We start from the raw sequence: 18,757 nt of genomic DNA, 5'->3' as shown, positions 1-18,757 counted from the left end.
GCAGGAATAGTGGCTTTCTCCTCTAAATAAAGAATAAAGCAAGTATCCTGAGAAACATGATTGACTAGGGTAAAGTAATCAAGGATTCCTGAAGGCAAGAACAAGCTTAAAGAAGCAACAGGATCAATCGTTTGGGAAGAGGATGTTTTCATGATGCAAAAATAAGAATTTTAACGCAATCCCCCAAGGTTTCAGACTGAGCCGTTTTTATTCCTTATTATCATTCAAGTATTGATATACAAAAAAAGAGGCAACCTTAGTTACCTCTTTTTAGTACACCCTCAGGGACTCGAACCCTGGACCCATTGATTAAGAGTCAATTGCTCTACCAGCTGAGCTAAGAGTGCAACATATTATTTTTATTGCAACCTTGAATTTGTACACCCTCAGGGATTCGAACCCTGGACCCACTGATTAAGAGTCAGTTGCTCTACCAACTGAGCTAAGAGTGCTTAATTCCTCGTTTGCGGTTGCAAAAGTAGGTCTTTTATTTTATTTGACCAAACAATCATGCAGCTTTTTTACTATCTTTTTTTCGTCTTTATTCGAACACATAAAGCTCGGAAGGCGTATTTCGCTTTAAAGCAAGTAGTTGCACATCTTTACCTACAAGAATACCTTTGTTCTTTAATTTCCATTCCACCGTTTTATAAGCTAGCTCCGGATGATTATTGTCTTTACTCAAATGACACAACCAGATATAGCGCAAATGTTCAGTGATATTTTCCGCTAAAAACTCCGCAGTATCAGAGTTACTCATGTGGCCGGTCTTACTTGCAATCCGCTCCTTCAAATATTGAGGATAAGGCCCCATTTTGAGCATTTCCTCATCATAGTTAGCTTCAAGTATCAGATAATGGGCCTTACTGATATAATGGGCAGCTGTAGGAGTAATTTCTCCAAGGTCCGTTAAGAAAGAAAAGACTTTGCCGTCGATTTCAATGCAGTACCCCACATTGTCCGTTCCATCATGCGGCACTTCAAAAGATTCGATATGGAAATCCTCCAAAGTCATCGGCTCTTGCTTTTCCAGGTAACGAACTGACGAACTCAATTTCTCCGTCATACAATAGCTACGATTAATTCCAGCATGAATACGTGCGGTTGTATAAACAGGAATATTCAATTTTTCTCCCAGATTACCCACAGCTTTGATATGGTCAGCATGATCGTGCGTTATAAATACCGCACGAATACTATCCATCAAGATATTATAATCTTTCAGTGTTTTTTTGATAGTACGTATGCCGATTCCGGCATCTATCAGTATTCCATAGGTTTCAGTGCCCAGATAATAACAGTTCCCACTACTGCCACTCGCCAGGCTTATAAATTTTACTTTCATGTTTTATCCTCTTTATTAAAATGCAAAATGCCGTCAACTTTTACAGCAAAGTGACGGCAAATATACATAAAAAAGAATAGAATTACCGAGAAGATTCCTTCTTTTTGTCGATGGATTCGGTGATTTTCGCAAATAATAGTAGCGCTACAGCGGCAATCAGACCAATAGCAGCAAAGTAATACCATATATAATGGGCATTTGCGCTAGCTGCCTCCCATGCCGCCCGTGTCTCGAACAAAGCAGGATCCGGACAGTATTTGGTAAGCAAAATTCCCGCCAGACCAAAACCAAAGATGGAAGAAAGAAAGGAATGTAAATGACTGAATCCTAAATACATTCCTTCTTCGCCTTTAGGAGCCTGCAAAGAGAAATACTCCAGATAACGCGGCGAAATAAAACATTCGGCAAGTGCTTGTACCACTATACCTGCAATCATCATCAGGGTAATATTGCTCATGCCTGTAATAAGATCATTTCCCAGCAAGTTTCCACATGCCATCAGCAACGCCGAAAAAGGAATCAAAAACATTCCCACATTCATCGAAGTAATCGCACTGCGTTTTGCCATCAAACGTGTGATAAAGCTAACGCAACAAACCACCACAAAAGGATTCACATTAGCAATCCAGCCCGGTTTCGCCGTCTCGCCGGCCAATCGGATCACATATTTAGGCATAGTGGCGTAAAGTTGCTGTTGCACCATCCAGAACCCTGTAACAATCAGAATAAGAATCAATAAACGCCAGTTGGTGATGATTCGCATAAATCCTTGCCCAATCTCACGGAGACTTTTTCCTTCACCAGCCGTGTGCGTTGATTTATAAAGGAGAATAACAGCAAGCAAAGCAATAATTGTCATCGCACCGGAGAAATAATTAATATAGATATACGCCTGCTCACCAATAACATTACGCAAAGGATCGATAATTGTTTTACCGGTAAAAGCACCTACATTTACCATCATATAAAAGATGGAATAACCACGCGCACGCGTTGCCTCCGTTGTTTCTTTGGCCACAGATGCAGAAATGATGGACTTAATAAATGATCCTCCCACCATAAGTACAAACAAGACCGGCACAATGATCCACCGGGTATAGCTATCGGGCAAACCATTAAATTGAGTAGTGACGCCGTAACTAACCAGGCCGGCAGCTTCCAGCAAAGTAGGAAATACTCCCAATCCTAAATATCCAATGGATAATAAGGAAAATGCTATAATCATTGACTTCCGGAAACCGATCTTATCAGCATAAGCACCGGAAAAAATAGGAAGCAGATATAACCCGCCGGAAAAAAGCCCGGAAATCATACTTGCTTCAAAATCATTAAAACCTAAAATGGAAGATAGATAAATAGTGAGAACGATGAAAACGGCATAATATGCCATACGCTCAAACAGTTCGACTGTGTTGCTGACCCAAAATGCTCTCGTAAAGCCTTTAGCAGCACGCTGAGGGGAATTGTTCATGTATTTATTAATTTATTAAAATGTTAATTTGAGACAAAGATACGTTTTTTTGGCTTACTGTCCGTATCTTTGTTCAAAATTAGGTAATTAAAAACTATGATTATAGCTGTTGATTTTGACGGAACGATTGTAGAGCATCGTTATCCACGCATTGGTGAAGAAATTCCATTCGCTGTTGACACATTGAAGTTATTGCAACAAGAAAAGCATCGTTTAATACTATGGAGTGTGCGTGAAGGGGCACTTTTGGACGAAGCTGTCGAATGGTGCAAAGCCAGAGGTTTAGAATTTTATGCCGTTAATAAGGATTATCCTGAAGAGCAAAAAGGCCATCAGGGATTTTCACGAAAGTTGAAAGCTGATATGTTCATTGACGACCGGAACTTAGGCGGTTTGCCGGATTGGGGAGTCATTTATGCAATGATTAAAGAGAAAAAGACGTTTGCAGATGTCTATGGCCAAAACGGAGAAGAGGAAAAGACGCCATCAAAAAAGAAAAAAAGATGGCTGCCTTTCTAATAAATAGATAAATAGCAAGCCGACAGATATACAAAAAATAGATGATGCACTCTTATCCGACATGATTAAGAGTGCATTTCTATATGATGAAATAACTTATCTCCCAACATGGAACGGCCATTTACTACGATTCTTTGTTTTCCCACTTTTCCCTGAACTCCCATAATTGCTCAATAGTAGGATAAAAAGTCGGATTTTCCCAGTTTCTGGAAATCATAGCAATCAACGATTCCAAATACGATTTACCATCAATAATTGTAGTACATTGATTGACCTGATATCTTTCAGTTGGATAATTCTTTGTTTCGATCATCTTTTTTGCCCAGTTCAATAACTCCTGAACAGCTTCATTGTCATAAGTATGTTGCGCCATATCTTTAGAATTTTCCACAAAGATACAAAGTTTATTTATTCATAAACAAGGAATAACCGAAGAACTGGCAGAGATTCTACAAGTTGTGCTATCAGCAAAGAACAATTTCAATATTTTTTATGTTTATATAAATAAAGATAAACTTAAAAATAGAACGACTTATGATTTATGATTTCTTATTCCCCACAAAATCGAATACAACAAAAGTGTCTTTGTTGCTATTGGCTGTCCGGATCATCTTCGGCATATTATTAATGAACCACGGTATCCAAAAATGGAGTAGTTTCCAAGAGTTGTCAACTGTATTTCCTGATCCGCTTGGAATAGGAAGTCCCCTGTCTCTCGGATTAGCTATTTTTGGTGAACTTGTATGTTCAATGGCATTTATTGTAGGCTTCTTGTATCGCTTAGCCATGATCCCGATGATTTTCACGATGATAGTAGCTTTCTTTGTAGTTCACGCAAATGATGTATTTGCTGTTAAAGAGCTAGCTTTCATTTATTTAGTGGTATTCATATTGATGTATATTGCCGGTCCGGGTAAATTTTCAATAGACCATATCATAGGAAACGAATTGTCAAGACGAAAATCAAGAGCATACAAAAATTAGAAATAATCCCCCTGATTAATTAAAAAATATTATATTTGCATACTTGTATGAGAGAAATTATCAATATTTTTTATTAATCAAAAATGTTTTAACATGAAAAGAGGGAAACTGACTTTAGTCGCAGTAGTGCTTAGCGGTAGCTTATTATTCAGTTCTTGTGTAGGATCATTCAGTTTATTCAACCGCCTGTCTTCTTGGAATCAATCAGTTGGAAACAAGTTTGTAAACGAACTCGTATTCCTTGCTTTCAACATTGTTCCGGTTTATGGCGTAGCTTACCTGGCTGATGCTTTAGTTATCAATTCTATCGAATTCTGGAGTGGTTCCAACCCGATGGCTAATGTAGGTGACGTAAAGAAAGTAAAAGGAGAGAACGGCAACTACATGGTGAAAACTCTTGAGAATGGATATTCTATTACTAAAGAAGGCGAAACTGCTTCAATGGATTTGATCTACAACAAAGAAGCTAACACATGGAATGTTGTTGCAAACGGTGAAAGCGCTGAATTAGTAAAAATGAACAATGACGGCACTGCTGATTTGTTCTTACCGAATGGTGAAAAGATGAATGTAACGTTGGATGCTCAAGGCATGCTGGCAGCACGCCAAGCTACAATGAGCAATCTTATGTTTGCCGCCCGCTAAAAATTAAAAAAAATACGAAGGAGATGAAACTTCAATAAGTAGTTTCATCTCCTTTTTCAATCTCATCTTCCATCCAGCATCTTTTTATACTATGAATAAACTATATACACTTATCTATTCTGTCCTAATATTCACTTGCCTGTCCTGCCAGCAACAAACTCCCCAAACTCAAATAGAACAAACAGCTATAGATTTCTGCGAAGCCTTCTATAATTTCAATTACCCGGCCGCCCAAGCATGGAGTACTCCTTCTTCCCTGTCCTATCTTAGCTTTTTAGCGTCCAATGTCCGACAGACTCACCTTGACCTACTCAAGACACGAGGTGCTGCAAAAGTTTCTGTTATATCCAGTGAGATAGATGCTAATTCAGAGGAAGCAACGGTTGTTTGCCAAATAAAAAATACATTCGTCATTAATCCTGTTGAAGGAAAAATAGAATATATGAGCTCTCTGCAAGATACCCTCCAATTTGTAAGAGAAAATAATAAATGGCTGGTTAGAAAGGATATCCCACAGCAAAATGGAAAGCAAAGTCACGACTAAATTTAGGATGAATAATCGGGAAATGTTCTTTCTTCGTTTCATAGGCGGGATTGACAGCTTTCATACCTCCATCAAAACGAAGGATAAAGAAATCTAAATCCAGGCGAAGCCCTAGTCCATAGGCCACGGCTATTTGCTTATAAAACTTGTCAAACTTGAAAACTCCTCCCGGTTGGTTGGCATAACTCCGGATGGTCCAGATATTACCTGCATCAATAAATGCCGCTCCCTGAAATTTCCAGAATAATTTGCTTCGGTATTCAATGCTGGCATCCAGCTTAATATCTCCCGATTGATCGAGCAAATTTCCATTTCCGGCAAAAGAACCCGGTCCCAAATCGCGAACCGCCCATCCGCGAACACTATTGGCTCCACCGGAGAAGTATTGTTTCTCAAACGGAATCGTTTTTGCATTTCCATAAGGTACAGCTATTCCTACACCGGCATGAAACGCAAAGGAGTTACGATGGTCGATTCTGATATTCTTGGCAAAATCAAACTCTCCTTTCAGATATTGAGCATAAGGAATTCCCAAAATAGCGTACTCACCATTACTATTCTTCCGAATATTGGTAGCCTTAGACAGGGCATACATTATATTTCCCGCCGACTCGAAATTAAAACGGATGGAGTATGAATTAGAAGCAATCGTATTGTTGATAATAGATCCTCCCACGCTATTATAATTATAGCTATATCCCATATTTACAATCAATCGATTCTGATAATTATACTGGAAAATATGGTTCTGTCCTTTATTAATATAATCTTCTTTAAACCTGTCAGAGATACGAGGCAAATATAGAAAAGCAATATTAATCAAATCAATACGGTGTTGTATCTTCTGACGTTGCGTCCACTTGTAGCTCCAGTTGGCAGAAGCCATCGTACGCAGGAATTCCGGGCGCAACTGATAATTATATTGCAAACCAAACTCTGTTGTCGCCCTGATTTTCCGTTTAAAATCAGAGGAAATGAAAGGGAACAGGAAATTAGGGAAGTTGATACTCGTTTCCACCCCGTACTCTGTATAGTTATTATTCGAATAACCTGCCTGAAGTCCGGAAATGACTTCATACGCTCCACGGAATTTTATCATAAAAGTTTCCGATCCGCGAAAAAGATTCCTGTTCTGGAAAGAGACGGAAGCTGCCGCTCCCAAGTCACCGGCAGAATTAGTTCCCTCTACCTCGAAAGCTACTGATTTATGCTTGCTCTTAGTCAGCATCACATAACAATCGAGCATCGTTGAATCTCCTATTTGAGTCTCAATAAAACGGATATTCGTATATTTCAATGCCGATAAACGTCCAAAACTGGAATAGGTCTGCTGCACATCGCGCTCATTATACAGGTCGCCGGAAGCAAACCGAAGGTTATCCGTAAGAACTTTAGGACGCAAATAGAGTTTATCCTTATAGTAAATCGGATATCCCTTATAATGAACCGAATCATTGATGTCCACACTACTCATTGCCGAGGACTGCAAAACATCATAATCTGTAATAAAATTAATCTTATTGATCCAATATTGCCGATGTGCTCTTGCCGAATCATTCGCATGAGCTTTATACATCTGCAAATGTTGAGTCAGATCTACATTATAAGTATTACGAACAGTGTCAGCAGTATATCCGATATAATCCTTATTAAACTTATAGTAACCATTCCGAAGTAACTTATTCGTGATACGTTGCCTGTCCGCATCCAATACATTCACATCAAAATACATTCCTTCCTTCAGCAAACTTCTGGCAGAATCCTGTTTGAGAAGCGCAGCTATTTTAGGATCATAAATATCATATTTGATAGATTGAACAACGTATGGCTTGCCTGCCGTTACGTCATAATATACTTTGATCTTTTTCTTTTTTACTTTGGTCGAACGTTTCACTGTTGCCGCCATATATCCCATATTATGCACAGCCTTAGTGATCTCTTCTTCAGAACGTTGTGCTTCGTCCTCGCTATATATTACGGGAGCATCCCCAATTCTTCTCAAGAACTTATTCCCCCATTTGGTCGAATCACGCCCCGATAGATTATATACATAAAGTTGGGTCTTTATCAGACTGAACCACTTGGCATTAGGATTTTGGCGAACATACATGCGCAAGGAAGAAGGCCGTATATTTTTTTGGTCCGTACAAATTTTAACTTCATCCAGCAGATAAGATCCATCCGGCACAAACTTAGTGGTAGTACACGAAGCAAGTGACAAGACAGCAGCAGAAGCAAGCAAACAAAGAAAATTTCTCCTCATACGGTTTTACATCGATAGCATGAAAAATGCGCCTACAAAGATAAATTATATTTTCCGACGGGGAAAATAATTTAAGAAAAAGACGAAGAAAGTAAGGATAGATTGGAAATATCTTTATAGCTTTGCAAAAGAATATCAAATCTATGGCATCATTAAGTAAAAACAAAATAAAGTATATCCACTCGCTGGAACTGAAGAAAATACGTAAAGAAGAGCGGGTATTCCTGGCTGAAGGTCCTAAATTGGTAGGTGATTTACTCGGACATTTTCCCTGTCGTTTTTTAGCTGCCACTCCCTCCTGGTTTCAGGAGCATCCGGGTATTGACGCAAGTGAACTGGTAGAAGTTTCACAGGAAGATCTTTCACGGGCCAGTTTATTGAAAACTCCCCAACAGGTACTTGCTATTTTCGAACAACCACAATATACTTTGGATCCGGAGGCAGTTCGTTCATCACTTTGCCTTGCATTGGACGATGTGCAGGATCCCGGAAATCTGGGTACCATTATCCGTTTGGCCGACTGGTTTGGCATCGAACATATTATCTGCTCGCAGAATACGGTAGATGTATATAACCCTAAGACCATACAAGCCACTATGGGTGGAATTGCCCGGGTGAAAGTACATTATACTTCCCTCCCCGATTTTATCCGGTCGCTCGGAGATACTCCTGTGTTCGGTACGTTCCTGGATGGAAAAAACATGTATGAACAACCATTGTCGGCCAATGGCTTGATCGTAATGGGAAATGAAGGGAATGGCATAGGGAAAGAGGTAGCCACATTAATCAACCGAAAATTATATATCCCCAATTACCCGGCAGGCCAAGAGACATCCGAGTCTCTGAATGTAGCCATTGCTACCGCAGTAATCTGTGCCGAGTTCCGTCGACAGGCTGCATGGAAGTAAAATCAAAAGGATAAAACAAATAAGGAAATAAAGCTTCCCCCTTCTTTTCTGCTTCCTGCAGATACTCATTAAAACATTGGGAAGATTGATTCGAAACACTGGGAAGATTGATTTGAAACACTGGGATGTTTTTTAAAATCATCCCAGTGTTTTTTATTTCTTCCACCTGACTTTCAGAAAGCAGCACAATCACTCCCGGCATCCATTCAACCGATTCAATCTCTTCGGTCAATGGGAACACACCTCGGACAACTCCTTCGTCAGTGATCTCCACTACCTGCTGCTTCATATATCCGACGGCAGGTATCAGCAAATAATGAGAAGCAAAACGTTTCATTACAATCAGTTGTTTGAACGTCTTTGTTGTTGCTTCCTGCGTTGATTCATCTGGCGTTCTTTTCTTTGCTCTATCCGTTCCTTTTGGATATGCTGTTCCACCTGAATCTGCTCCGGCTTCTTCTCACGATGAGTTCCCGTACGACGACGGTTCATCTCTTCCGGTGTCAGACGCTGAATGTCATCTTTATTCTTGTCTATGATCTTATGTAAAGAGTCGGCATTTTCTTTAGTAGCTATCTTCTTCAAAGAATCCGCTTTCAATGCTTCTATCTTATTCAAAGAATCGCGTACGGCAAATGCGAGCGTATCCGTACAATGATAACGAGTCATCATGAAACGGTCGGCCAATACTGCTCCGCCTTTTTCCTGGCTATCCATCGGATAATAAATGAAACCTTTTATTTCTTTCATCGAACCTAATGTGTCTGCAAACAAACGAATTTGTTGCACACCCGGTTCAGTCACCGTTTTCCAATGATTGATCGTATCTTTTTCGTAAATCACCTGCATAGCCATAGTGACACCTCTTAAAGAGTCGGCAAGCATCGGCTCCAGGAAACGATACCGCACTTCCCATACCAGTGTATCCCGGTCTTTGTAGTTAGAGTCGGTCGGCAAAGTAAATACATATTGATTATCCATCATTTCACCGGTCAGACGTACCATACGCTGCCACGGCCAGACATCGATGCTATCACCCTGCTTGGTCATTTTCGGTTTCTTATCACGCTTGGCTATCAGGTCACCAACAAGTTCCTGTTCGTCTTTCAAGCGTTTTTTCACCTTATCATAAATTTTCGATAAAATCTCTGTGTTACGGGTATACCAAACCATGGATGAGTCAAATGCAGCTTGTGTAGTCCCGTATTTCTTGAAAACGGCGTCGATATACAATGCTTTCTTATAGTTCTCACTATAAGGCAAATTATCTCCCATAGACTTTGCCACATGATAATCATACAGCAAATTCTCCATCTTCGATTCCGAGATTACATCACTGGGTCTTTTCACTTTACACCCGGCTACCGCAAACACGAACATGCAGATGAGACACAGATGAAACCGAAATTTATTTTTCATGATCCGTAGCTTCCTTTTTATCTTTATCCAGCGAATGATAAGACTCATTCAAATATTTACTATAAAAGAGTAACAAGGCAATGATACCGCAACTGATAGCGGCATCCGCAAAATTAAAGATCGGACTAAAGAATATAAAATGCTCTCCACCCACAAACGGCATCCATGTAGGCCAGTTTGTATCTATAATCGGAAAGTAAAACATATCCACCACTTTTCCGTAAAACCAGGTAGAATATCCACCACCTTCGGGCATGAAACTGGCAATCTGCGAATGAGTGCTTTCATTGAAAATAACTCCATAGAACACGCTATCTATGATGTTCCCCAAAGCACCGGTCAGGATAAGAGCCACACAGACGATATAACCTGTTTTGAACCCTTTCTTTATGATTTTATAGAGATACCACCCTATCAATGCTACCGCAACAATGCGGAATGTTGTCAGGAATAACTTGCCGAAGATTTCCATACCGAAAGCCATCCCGTTGTTTTCGGTGAAATAGATATAAAACCAATCGGTCACACGTATACTTTCGTGCCAGTACATGTGAGTTTTAATCCAGACCTTGATGATCTGGTCAATAATCAATACGGAAAAGATAACGAGAAGGGCAATTCTCCCCTTCGTGAATAGTTTCTTCATGTGTTTATTATAAGTTAAACATAACGAGCTACAAGTGCCGTGCGTAAACTTTGCGCAGCTACTTGTAGCTCGTTACCTGTAGCCTACTTGCTATCTGTTATTTTTTACCACTGTTTTTTGCTTCAATGCTTAATGTAGCATGAGGAACAGCACGCAGACGCTCTGCCGGAATCAATTTTCCGGTTTCACGGCAAATGCCGTACGTTTTATTCTCAATACGTACCAAAGCAGCTTGTAATCCTTGAATAAACTTCAGCTGACGTTGTGCCAGTCGGGTTGTTTCTTCCTTGGAGAGCGTATTAGCGCCTTCTTCCAATACTTTATACGTAGGAGATGTATCGTCGGTATCATTACCGTCCAGTCCCATCAAACTTTTCTTCAACTGTTCATAGTCACGTTGTGCCAATTCCAGTTTCTCCATAATAATGGCACGGAATTCCTCGAGTTCCGCATCCGAATATCTAGTCTTTTCTGCCATAACTTTACAATTTTAAAAGGTTAATCAATATAGTATTAGTCTTTTATCACGTTCACAAACAATGAGAAATCGTCAAACTCCAACATTGTTCCGTCTTTCACTTCATCTACAAGTTCAAGAGATGTGCCTAAAACCTGGTTACAAATATAAGTATTATATTCATTTACCGCATCATCTGTTTGCGTATTTTTCGAGATTGTTATTTTTATTTTGTCTGTAATCTCGAAGCCGCTTGACTTACGTATATTCTGAATACGGTTCACCAGTTCACGGGCAATACCCTCGCGACGCAGTTCTTCGGTAATGGTCACTTCAAGCGCTACTGTCAGTTTGCCTTCATTGGCAACCAACCATCCCGGAATATCTTCACTAAAGATCTCGACATCTGATGCTTCAATAACAGCTTCCGCACCATCCAGATTTAATGTATACTTTCCGTTTTTCTCCAATTCACCGATGGCCTCCTGTGACATTTCTGCAACAGCAGCAGCTACTGCTTTCATTTGCTTGCCAAATTTCGGGCCTAGCTTTTTAAAGTCACATTTCACTTTTTTCACCAATACACCGGCTGCACCATCAACGAATCTGACTTCTTTTACGTTCACTTCATTCATAATCAGGTTCTTCACAGCTTCGATATGAGCTTTCTGCTCTTCATCTACCACCGGAACCATGATACATTGCAGCGGTTGGCGTACCTTGATATTCACCTTGCGGCGCAATGCCAACACCATAGATGTAACATCCTGTGCCATTTGCATGCGGGCTTCCAGTTCCTTGTCTATCATTTCTTCCTGATATTTCGGGAATTCGGCAAGATGGACAGAAACTACATTGTCGCGTCCTGTTGCTGTAATCAAGTCAGTATACAACCGGTCTGCATAGAACGGAGATACAGGAGCCATCAGTTTGGCAACTGTTTCGAGACAAGTGTACAATGTCTGATAAGCAGACAATTTATCCTGTGTAAATTCACCACCCCAGAAACGTTTACGATTCAGGCGAACATACCAGTTGGACAAATTATCATTCACAAAATCAGAAATCAAACGTCCTGCCTTTGTCGGTTCATATTCATTATAGCATGTATCTACCTCCTTTATTAATGTATTCAATACAGACAAGATCCAGCGGTCGATCTCCGGACGTTCTGCCATCGGTACATCCGCTTCTTTATACTCAAATCCGTCTACATTCGCATAAAGCGCAAAGAATGAATACGTATTATATAAGGTACCGAAGAATTTACGGCGAACCTCTTCCACTCCTTCAACGTCAAATTTCAGGTTATCCCATGGAGAAGAATTGGTAATCATGTACCAACGCAACGGGTCGGAACCATACTTTTCAATCGTAGTAAACGGATCGACAGCGTTATTCAAACGCTTGGACATCTTGTTACCGTTCTTATCGAGTACCAAACCGTTAGAGATAACAGCTTTGTAGGACACGCTGTCAAATACCATGGTAGCGATAGCATGCAAGGTAAAGAACCAACCACGAGTCTGGTCTACTCCTTCCGCGATAAAGTCAGCCGGATATACCTGACGGTTATCCAACAGTTCTTTATTTTCGAACGGATAATGGATCTGCGCGTATGGCATAGCACCCGAATCGAACCAGACATCAATCAGGTCTGATTCACGCTTCATCGGTTTGCCGTCTTTCGATACCAATATGACGTCGTCTACATAAGGACGGTGAAGATCAATCTTATCATAATTTTCTTCCGAATATTGACCCGGCACGAAACCTTTATCCTTGTATGGATTGGATTTCATAAATCCGGCAGCTACCGATTTCTCGATTTCATTATAAAGTTCTTCTACAGATTCGATACATATCTCATCCGTATTATCTTCTGTACGCCAGATAGGCAATGGAGTACCCCAATAACGAGAACGGCTAAGGTTCCAGTCATTCAGATTTTCCAGCCACTTGCCGAAACGGCCGGTTCCGGTAGATTCCGGTTTCCAGTTGATGGTTTTATTCAATTCCATCATTCGCTCCTTGCAAGCGGTAGAACGGATAAACCAGCTATCCAACGGATAATAAAGTACCGGTTTGTCTGTACGCCAGCAGTGCGGATAGTTGTGGACATGCTTTTCTATCTTGAAAGCCTTGTTGTCTGCTTTCATCATCATGGCAATGACAATATCCAAAGATTCGGCAGCTTGCGCAGCTTTCTCATCGTATTTGCCATCCACCATAAATTGAGGATCATAAGCATTTTTCACCCATGCACCCTGATATTCTTTGTATTTATCTACATCAACACATTCTTTTACGAAATTCTCATCCAGCTCATTCAACAGATAGAATTTACCAGTTAAATCCACCATCGGACGAGTTTCGCCTTTCTTATTAATCATGAACAGTGACGGGATTCCTGCAGCACGTGCCACATTCGCATCATCCGCACCAAATGTAGGTGCAATGTGAACGATACCTGTACCATCTTCTGTAGTAACATAATCACCCGGTATTACACGGAAAGCCTTATCACTAGGCTTCCAGTTGCCATTTTCGGATACCTCAACCGGTTTTACCCAAGGAATCAACTGCTCATATTCCATACCGACAAGATCAGTACCTTTGTATTCGGCAATCACTTTAAATGGTACAAGTTTATCTCCGGCTTTGTAGTCCTCCAATTTCAGATCAGCAGCTTTTGCATTGAAGTGTACATTCAATAAAGCTTTTGCCAGAACAACCGTGATAGGTTCTCCGGTATAAGCGTTGTAAGACTGTACAGCCACATAGTCAATTTTGGGTCCCACACAAAGAGCCGTATTTGAAGGCAATGTCCATGGAGTAGTTGTCCAAGCGATAAAATAAGGAGTTCCCCATTCCGTCATTTCCGGTTTAGGATTCTTCATTTTAAATTGGGCAACGGCCGTTGTATCTTTTACATCCCGATAACAGCCTGGTTGATTCAACTCATGTGAGCTCAATCCTGTTCCTGCAGCCGGTGAATATGGTTGGATCGTATATCCTTTATACAACAATCCTTTTTTATGCAGTTGCTTCAATAGCCACCATAATGTCTCAATATAGCGATTATCATACGTGATATAAGGGTGCTTCATATCCACCCAATATCCCATCCGATGAGTCAGGTCTTCCCACTCCTTGGTATATTTCATCACGTCTTTCCGACAAGCCGCATTGTAGTCGGCAACAGAGATTTTCTTACCAATATCTTCTTTTGTGATACCTAATGCCTTTTCTACACTTAGTTCCACAGGCAGTCCGTGCGTATCCCATCCGGCTTTACGCTTCACCTGATAACCCTTCATCGTTTTGTAGCGACAGAAAATGTCCTTAATGGTACGAGCCATTACATGGTGAATACCCGGCATACCATTAGCCGAGGGAGGTCCTTCGAAAACACGAACGAAGGACAGCCATCACGTTCTGTCATACTCTTGGCGAAAACCTGGTTCTCGTCCCATTTCTTCAGCACATCTTTGTTCACCTGCGAAAGGTCAAACTGCGAATATTCAGTAAATCTCTTACCCATAGCTGTCTACGATTTTACTATTTACAATTTACAATTTGAGGGGTATCCCCATTTTTAAGGGTGCAAATTTACAAAAACATTTGTTTAGTTGAGCAAAAAGCTAGGACTTTTAATCGGATTCGTGTGAAGTTAACGATTATAAACCGCCTACAGCCTAAACAAAACAGGTATCTCCTTGTTTTAGTGGGAAACCTAAAAGCACTTTAACTTATGAATTACGGTATTAGCATTTTATTCAGAGCAATCCCTTTGGCGATGGCTATTTTTTGCTTCGGATACGGAGCGTTTATTTATGGTTATGGAGATGACGGGAGTCGTGTTGTGGCCGGTCCTGTTGTGTTTTCACTCGGTATGATATGCATTGCACTGTTTTGCACGGCTGCCACTATCATCCGGCAAATCATACATACTTATAATAAATCGGCCAAATACATTTTGCCGGTTATAGGCTATCTGGCAGCCATCATTACTATTATTGGAGGCATCTGCATTTTCAGTAATGCCACTTCCACCTCTGCATTTGTTGCAGGACACGTTATCACCGGCGTTGGATTTATTACCACTTGTGTAGCTACCGCCGCCACCTCTTCTACCCGATTCTCTTTAATTCCGAGGAATTCAAAAGCGACAAGTAATGAAGTTCCGGAAGGAGCTTTTTCCCTTAATCAGAGACGGGCATTGGTCATTGTTGCCATCATCGTTTCGCTGATCGCATGGATATGGGCATTTGTATTATTAGGCAACAGTCATTCTCATCCTGCTTATTTTGTCGCGGGGCATGTAATGGTCGGTCTGGCATGTATTTGTACCAGTTTGATTGCGCTGGTAGCTACCATAGCACGTCAGATACGTAATGATTATTCAGAAAAAGAACGGAATAAATGGCCGAAACTGGTTTTATTAATGGGATCTATCTCTTTTGTATGGGGATTATTCGTTATTTTGGCAGATTCCGGAAGTGCAAACGGTACCACCGGATATATTATGCTCGGGTTGGGGTTGGTATGTTACAGTATTTCCAGCAAAGTAATCCTGCTGGCTAAGATATGGAGGCAAGAGTTCAAATTAGCCAACCGTATTCCTATGATTCCGGTATTAACGGCATTGGCTTGTCTGTTCCTGGCGGCTTTTGTATTCGAGCTTGCTACTATACATGCTGATTATTTCATTCCGGCACGTGTTTTGGTAGGTCTCGGAGCTATTTGCTTTACGCTGTTTTCTATCGTTAGTATATTGGAGAGTGGCACGTCTTCCAAATAGAAAAGTATTCTATCAAAAGGGCGTCACTATATGCCCCGGATAGTGACGCTATCCAAGGCATATAGTGACGCTATCCGAACAGCATAGCGTCACTCTTTTATTTCTTGTATCTCACCTCATACAGGTCATTCCTGCGGTCTTTCAAGTTGCGTACACTACCATAAGTATGCAGTTCGTTCAGCAAATCCAGATCAACATCCGATACCAAAATCATTTCGGTGTTAGGAGTTGCCTCTGCCCTCTTTCCGTCTGTTGGAAAAGCAAAGTCGCATGGAGTAAATACCCCCGATTGGGCATATTGAATATCCATATTGTGCACACGGGGAAGATTTCCGACACTTCCGGCAATGACTACAAAACATTCATTCTCGATGGCACGTGCCTGCGCACAAACACGAACACGGGAATAGGCATTCTGGGTATCTGTCAGGAAAGGAACAAATAATATCTGCATCCCCTGATCTGCCATCAGGCGAGAAAGTTCGGGGAACTCGACATCATAGCAGATCAAAACTCCAATCTTTGCACAGTCCGTGTCAAAAGTATTCAGAAGTTTGCCACCATTAAGTCCCCAGCTTTTTATTTCATCGGGAGTGACGTGTAATTTTTCATACATTTCGTAGGTTCCATCCCGCCGACAAAGGAAACCTACATTATAAAGCAATCCGTCCTCTTTTACGTATGGCATACTCCCGGTTATAATGTTGATATTATAGCTAATAGCCAGATTCATAAACCGTTCCCGAATTTCATCCGTATACTTTGCCAATCCGCGAATAGCCTGCGATTCTCCTTTATCGTTATACTTCGACATCAAAGGAGCATTGAAATATTCCGGGAAAAGAACAAAATCACTTTTATAATCGGATACTGCGTCCACAAAGAATTCTACTTGTTCAAACAGGTCATCCAACGTTTTATAACTACGCATCTGCCATTGCACCAGTCCTACACGAACCGTAGTTTTGGGACTGATATATTCCTGTGTAGGTGGCTGATAATAGATATTATCCCACTGGAGCAAACAAGCATAATGTTTTGATTCTTCATCATTTGGCAGATAATTAGTCATTACCTTACGAACGTGAAAGTCATTCGACAACTGGAAAGTAAGTACCGGATCATAAATCTCGCGTTGACGTACCCGTTCGATATATTCTTTCGGACGCATTTTGTCAGCATATTTATGATAATTCGGGATACGTCCGCCAAACATGATTGCTTTCAGATTCAATGTTTCGCAAAGCTCCTTACGATATTCATACATACGACGTGCGAGACGCAAACCACGATAGCCCGGGTGGATGAATACTTCAATGCCATACAGGATATTTCCTTTAGAGCTATGTGTATTGAATGTTTCCTTACCCGTAACCTGTGCATACGTATGATCGTTCTTTACTTTATCATAATCAACAATAATAGAAAGAGCACAACCAACTATTTTATCGTCAACGACTGTGACGATCTGACCCTCCGGAAAGATTTTAATCAACTTCTGTATCTGCTCACGAGTCCAAAACACATCGCTACCGTCAGAATAAACACGGGTAAACGATTGGGATAACTGTACATAATCTTCTATTTGCAGATTGCGTATCTGCACTTTATTAATTTTTATCGGATGTTGTTCCATAACAATACGTGTTTTTATATAAAGACTGTGCAAAGGTACTGTTTATCTTTATACATTGTCATTGCAAAATTAAAAATGCATTATACTTAATTTTAATACATGCTTCAGAAATGGCTACAGTGCTTTAACATCACATAATTTTCATACAGATTCTTGCGCCGTTTAATTTGCGACTTCCGAAAATTATCGTACATTTGCAACGCATAACATTTTAGACCCACAGAAGCAGTGAACCTGCTTCAACTCCAGTAGCAGGCATTTTTATGCCTGTTGCTGCCGTAGATACGCGGTTTCGTACCCCCGTGGGGAACGTTAATGCGTCCCCAGCTTCTGTGGAGTGTTATGCAACGGGAAAGGCGGAACCGTTTTTTTATTCCCGCCTATCTTAAAACCGTTGTATCATGCATGAAGAACAAAACAATGCACCTGTAAAAACCGTTCGAAGCAATCGGCAGGAAGCTAATTTTCCTAATCTGGAAGAAAAAGAAAACCTAAAACAGTTTTATTTAGCCCAATCACGACGACTATGCCCTACCGTATCAGTCGATCGTTCGGAATCACAACGTCTGGGAGCGTTACACCACAAAATCAAACATTTTATTAAAGCGTTAACCAACCTCGACCGTTCATGGGAAAATGGGATGCCGGAGATGCAAAAGGCTTGCCTGCATTTCTTTTCTTTACAAAACTCACCTCGCACAGAGTGTCAAAAGATTTTTGAAGAATGGGCGAAATGGTCGAACTTCCTGATATCAGCTTCTTGCTATCGTGGTTTTGTCAGTCAGATGTTGCAGGATTATCAACGTCAATTACGTGACTTGGAAAAGCTCTTGGGCGGCAAACCTTCCGAAACTTTGGAGAATGTATCTGACCGTTAAGTCATACAGATAGATATTGCATCGAACTGACGTTAAAAGTAGTTCGTTTCTTGACGGTTTTAATTCTTTTCCGTGCAGAAATGAGCTAAATGATAATTTTGCGGAGTGCCCTGAAAGGGCTTAATTACATAGCGTAGGGCAACGCCCTACGAAAAAACGGTAATCTGAATTTGCGCCCTGAAAGGGCATAATTGTATACAGTTCCGCCCTTTCAGGGCTTGTGGCTGGTGTGTTTTTT

Annotated in this window: 16 protein-coding genes, 2 tRNA genes and 1 pseudogene; 7 read left to right on the top strand and 12 right to left on the bottom strand. The window is 40.7% G+C overall.

Annotation, left to right across the window (positions count from 1 at the left end; all coding sequences use genetic code 11):
* Positions 1-274: 274 nt before the first annotated feature.
* The 4 genes from HMPREF0106_RS00565 to HMPREF0106_RS00580 form a co-directional block, all read right to left on the bottom strand.
* A tRNA-Lys gene (locus HMPREF0106_RS00565) sits at positions 275-347 on the bottom strand.
* Positions 348-379: 32 nt separating this feature from the next.
* Positions 380-452 (bottom strand) — tRNA-Lys (locus HMPREF0106_RS00570).
* Positions 453-541: 89 nt separating this feature from the next.
* The gene (locus HMPREF0106_RS00575; protein ID WP_004316193.1) at positions 542-1,345 is read right to left on the bottom strand and encodes an MBL fold metallo-hydrolase; all 804 of its coding nucleotides are present in this window, start codon (positions 1,343-1,345) and stop codon (positions 542-544) included.
* Between the two features lie 82 nt (positions 1,346-1,427).
* Positions 1,428-2,816, bottom strand: a complete 1,389-nt coding sequence (locus HMPREF0106_RS00580) for a peptide MFS transporter (protein WP_008640168.1) — start codon at positions 2,814-2,816, stop codon at positions 1,428-1,430.
* Between the two features lie 96 nt (positions 2,817-2,912).
* Here HMPREF0106_RS00580 and HMPREF0106_RS00585 point away from each other — a divergent pair, with 96 nt between their 5' ends.
* Positions 2,913-3,335 carry a BT0820 family HAD-type phosphatase gene (locus HMPREF0106_RS00585; protein WP_004316432.1) on the top strand — a complete coding sequence of 141 codons (423 nt, stop codon included), beginning with the start codon at positions 2,913-2,915 and terminating at the stop codon, positions 3,333-3,335.
* Between the two features lie 124 nt (positions 3,336-3,459).
* On the opposite strand, the gene HMPREF0106_RS00590 is transcribed toward HMPREF0106_RS00585, so the two are convergent.
* Positions 3,460-3,708 carry a DUF6965 family protein gene (locus HMPREF0106_RS00590; RefSeq protein ID WP_032811765.1) on the bottom strand — a complete coding sequence of 83 codons (249 nt, stop codon included), beginning with the start codon at positions 3,706-3,708 and terminating at the stop codon, positions 3,460-3,462.
* 161 nt (positions 3,709-3,869) lie between these two features.
* Between HMPREF0106_RS00590 and HMPREF0106_RS00595 the strand changes: the two genes are divergently transcribed.
* The 3 genes from HMPREF0106_RS00595 to HMPREF0106_RS26555 all read left to right on the top strand — a co-directional run bounded on the left by HMPREF0106_RS00595 (position 3,870) and on the right by HMPREF0106_RS26555 (position 5,508).
* Positions 3,870-4,319 carry a DoxX family protein gene (locus HMPREF0106_RS00595; protein ID WP_004316430.1) on the top strand — a complete coding sequence of 150 codons (450 nt, stop codon included), beginning with the start codon at positions 3,870-3,872 and terminating at the stop codon, positions 4,317-4,319.
* 93 nt (positions 4,320-4,412) lie between these two features.
* Positions 4,413-4,964, top strand: a complete 552-nt coding sequence (locus HMPREF0106_RS00600; protein WP_004316429.1) for a DUF3332 domain-containing protein — start codon at positions 4,413-4,415, stop codon at positions 4,962-4,964.
* 91 nt (positions 4,965-5,055) lie between these two features.
* Positions 5,056-5,508 carry a hypothetical protein gene (locus HMPREF0106_RS26555; RefSeq protein WP_009041257.1) on the top strand — a complete coding sequence of 151 codons (453 nt, stop codon included), beginning with the start codon at positions 5,056-5,058 and terminating at the stop codon, positions 5,506-5,508.
* Here the strand turns inward: HMPREF0106_RS26555 and HMPREF0106_RS00605 are convergent.
* Positions 5,462-7,771 (bottom strand): BamA/TamA family outer membrane protein, encoded by a 2,310-nt coding sequence (locus HMPREF0106_RS00605; protein ID WP_009041256.1) that lies wholly within the window; start codon positions 7,769-7,771, stop codon positions 5,462-5,464. The two genes, HMPREF0106_RS26555 and HMPREF0106_RS00605, sit on opposite strands and share 47 nt — an antisense overlap.
* 143 nt (positions 7,772-7,914) lie before the next feature.
* On the opposite strand from HMPREF0106_RS00605, the gene HMPREF0106_RS00610 reads away from it, so the two are divergent.
* Entirely contained in the window at positions 7,915-8,679 is a 765-nt protein-coding gene (locus HMPREF0106_RS00610; RefSeq protein ID WP_008647918.1) for a TrmH family RNA methyltransferase, read from the top strand.
* Here HMPREF0106_RS00610 and HMPREF0106_RS00615 read toward each other — a convergent pair.
* The 5 genes and pseudogenes from HMPREF0106_RS00615 to ileS form a co-directional block, all read right to left on the bottom strand.
* Entirely contained in the window at positions 8,630-9,016 is a 387-nt protein-coding gene (locus HMPREF0106_RS00615; protein ID WP_009041255.1) for a hypothetical protein, read from the bottom strand. The genes HMPREF0106_RS00610 and HMPREF0106_RS00615 overlap by 50 nt on opposite strands.
* 5 nt (positions 9,017-9,021) lie before the next feature.
* Positions 9,022-10,098 carry a DUF4296 domain-containing protein gene (locus HMPREF0106_RS00620; protein WP_009041254.1) on the bottom strand — a complete coding sequence of 359 codons (1,077 nt, stop codon included), beginning with the start codon at positions 10,096-10,098 and terminating at the stop codon, positions 9,022-9,024.
* Positions 10,088-10,744, bottom strand: coding sequence for a lipoprotein signal peptidase (locus HMPREF0106_RS00625; protein ID WP_004295884.1), 657 nt, complete (start codon positions 10,742-10,744; stop codon positions 10,088-10,090). The genes HMPREF0106_RS00620 and HMPREF0106_RS00625 overlap by 11 nt, the downstream gene beginning before the upstream one ends.
* Before the next feature lie 97 nt (positions 10,745-10,841).
* On the bottom strand, positions 10,842-11,222 hold the full coding sequence (locus HMPREF0106_RS00630) for a TraR/DksA family transcriptional regulator (RefSeq protein WP_004295883.1): 381 nt from the start codon (positions 11,220-11,222) through the stop codon (positions 10,842-10,844).
* 35 nt (positions 11,223-11,257) lie between these two features.
* Positions 11,258-14,745: pseudogene (ileS, locus tag HMPREF0106_RS00635) on the bottom strand (isoleucine--tRNA ligase).
* A gap of 210 nt (positions 14,746-14,955) precedes the next feature.
* On the opposite strand from ileS, the gene HMPREF0106_RS00640 reads away from it, so the two are divergent.
* Positions 14,956-16,005 carry a DUF2776 domain-containing protein gene (locus tag HMPREF0106_RS00640; protein WP_009041253.1) on the top strand — a complete coding sequence of 350 codons (1,050 nt, stop codon included), beginning with the start codon at positions 14,956-14,958 and terminating at the stop codon, positions 16,003-16,005.
* A 97-nt stretch (positions 16,006-16,102) separates the two neighbouring features.
* Here HMPREF0106_RS00640 and HMPREF0106_RS00645 read toward each other — a convergent pair whose 3' ends face one another.
* Positions 16,103-17,641 (bottom strand): carbon-nitrogen hydrolase family protein, encoded by a 1,539-nt coding sequence (locus HMPREF0106_RS00645; protein ID WP_004316417.1) that lies wholly within the window; start codon positions 17,639-17,641, stop codon positions 16,103-16,105.
* Between the two features lie 401 nt (positions 17,642-18,042).
* Here HMPREF0106_RS00645 and HMPREF0106_RS00650 point away from each other — a divergent pair, with 401 nt between their 5' ends.
* Positions 18,043-18,519 (top strand): hypothetical protein, encoded by a 477-nt coding sequence (locus HMPREF0106_RS00650; RefSeq protein ID WP_009041252.1) that lies wholly within the window; start codon positions 18,043-18,045, stop codon positions 18,517-18,519.
* Positions 18,520-18,757 lie beyond the last annotated feature (238 nt).

Origin of the sequence: Bacteroides sp. D22 (genome assembly GCF_000163675.1) — a bacterium.
Taxonomy (GTDB): Bacteria; Bacteroidota; Bacteroidia; order Bacteroidales; family Bacteroidaceae; genus Bacteroides; species Bacteroides xylanisolvens.
The sequence above is the reverse complement of the archived record's forward strand: the minus strand, read 5'-3'. Positions and strand labels throughout refer to the sequence as shown.

What these genes read in the sequence shown, in the direction of transcription:
- HMPREF0106_RS00575 (WP_004316193.1), bottom strand. Translation starts at nt 1,345, where the DNA reads ATGAAAGTAAAATTTATAAGCCTGGCGAGTGGCAGTAGTGGGAACTGT.
- HMPREF0106_RS00580 (WP_008640168.1), bottom strand. Translation starts at nt 2,816, where the DNA reads ATGAACAATTCCCCTCAGCGTGCTGCTAAAGGCTTTACGAGAGCATTT.
- HMPREF0106_RS00585 (WP_004316432.1), top strand. Translation starts at nt 2,913, where the DNA reads ATGATTATAGCTGTTGATTTTGACGGAACGATTGTAGAGCATCGTTAT.
- HMPREF0106_RS00590 (WP_032811765.1), bottom strand. Translation starts at nt 3,708, where the DNA reads ATGGCGCAACATACTTATGACAATGAAGCTGTTCAGGAGTTATTGAAC.
- HMPREF0106_RS00595 (WP_004316430.1), top strand. Translation starts at nt 3,870, where the DNA reads ATGATTTATGATTTCTTATTCCCCACAAAATCGAATACAACAAAAGTG.
- HMPREF0106_RS00600 (WP_004316429.1), top strand. Translation starts at nt 4,413, where the DNA reads ATGAAAAGAGGGAAACTGACTTTAGTCGCAGTAGTGCTTAGCGGTAGC.
- HMPREF0106_RS26555 (WP_009041257.1), top strand. Translation starts at nt 5,056, where the DNA reads ATGAATAAACTATATACACTTATCTATTCTGTCCTAATATTCACTTGC.
- HMPREF0106_RS00605 (WP_009041256.1), bottom strand. Translation starts at nt 7,771, where the DNA reads ATGAGGAGAAATTTTCTTTGTTTGCTTGCTTCTGCTGCTGTCTTGTCA.
- HMPREF0106_RS00610 (WP_008647918.1), top strand. Translation starts at nt 7,915, where the DNA reads ATGGCATCATTAAGTAAAAACAAAATAAAGTATATCCACTCGCTGGAA.
- HMPREF0106_RS00615 (WP_009041255.1), bottom strand. Translation starts at nt 9,016, where the DNA reads ATGAAACGTTTTGCTTCTCATTATTTGCTGATACCTGCCGTCGGATAT.
- HMPREF0106_RS00620 (WP_009041254.1), bottom strand. Translation starts at nt 10,098, where the DNA reads ATGAAAAATAAATTTCGGTTTCATCTGTGTCTCATCTGCATGTTCGTG.
- HMPREF0106_RS00625 (WP_004295884.1), bottom strand. Translation starts at nt 10,744, where the DNA reads ATGAAGAAACTATTCACGAAGGGGAGAATTGCCCTTCTCGTTATCTTT.
- HMPREF0106_RS00630 (WP_004295883.1), bottom strand. Translation starts at nt 11,222, where the DNA reads ATGGCAGAAAAGACTAGATATTCGGATGCGGAACTCGAGGAATTCCGT.
- HMPREF0106_RS00640 (WP_009041253.1), top strand. Translation starts at nt 14,956, where the DNA reads ATGAATTACGGTATTAGCATTTTATTCAGAGCAATCCCTTTGGCGATG.
- HMPREF0106_RS00645 (WP_004316417.1), bottom strand. Translation starts at nt 17,641, where the DNA reads ATGGAACAACATCCGATAAAAATTAATAAAGTGCAGATACGCAATCTG.
- HMPREF0106_RS00650 (WP_009041252.1), top strand. Translation starts at nt 18,043, where the DNA reads ATGCATGAAGAACAAAACAATGCACCTGTAAAAACCGTTCGAAGCAAT.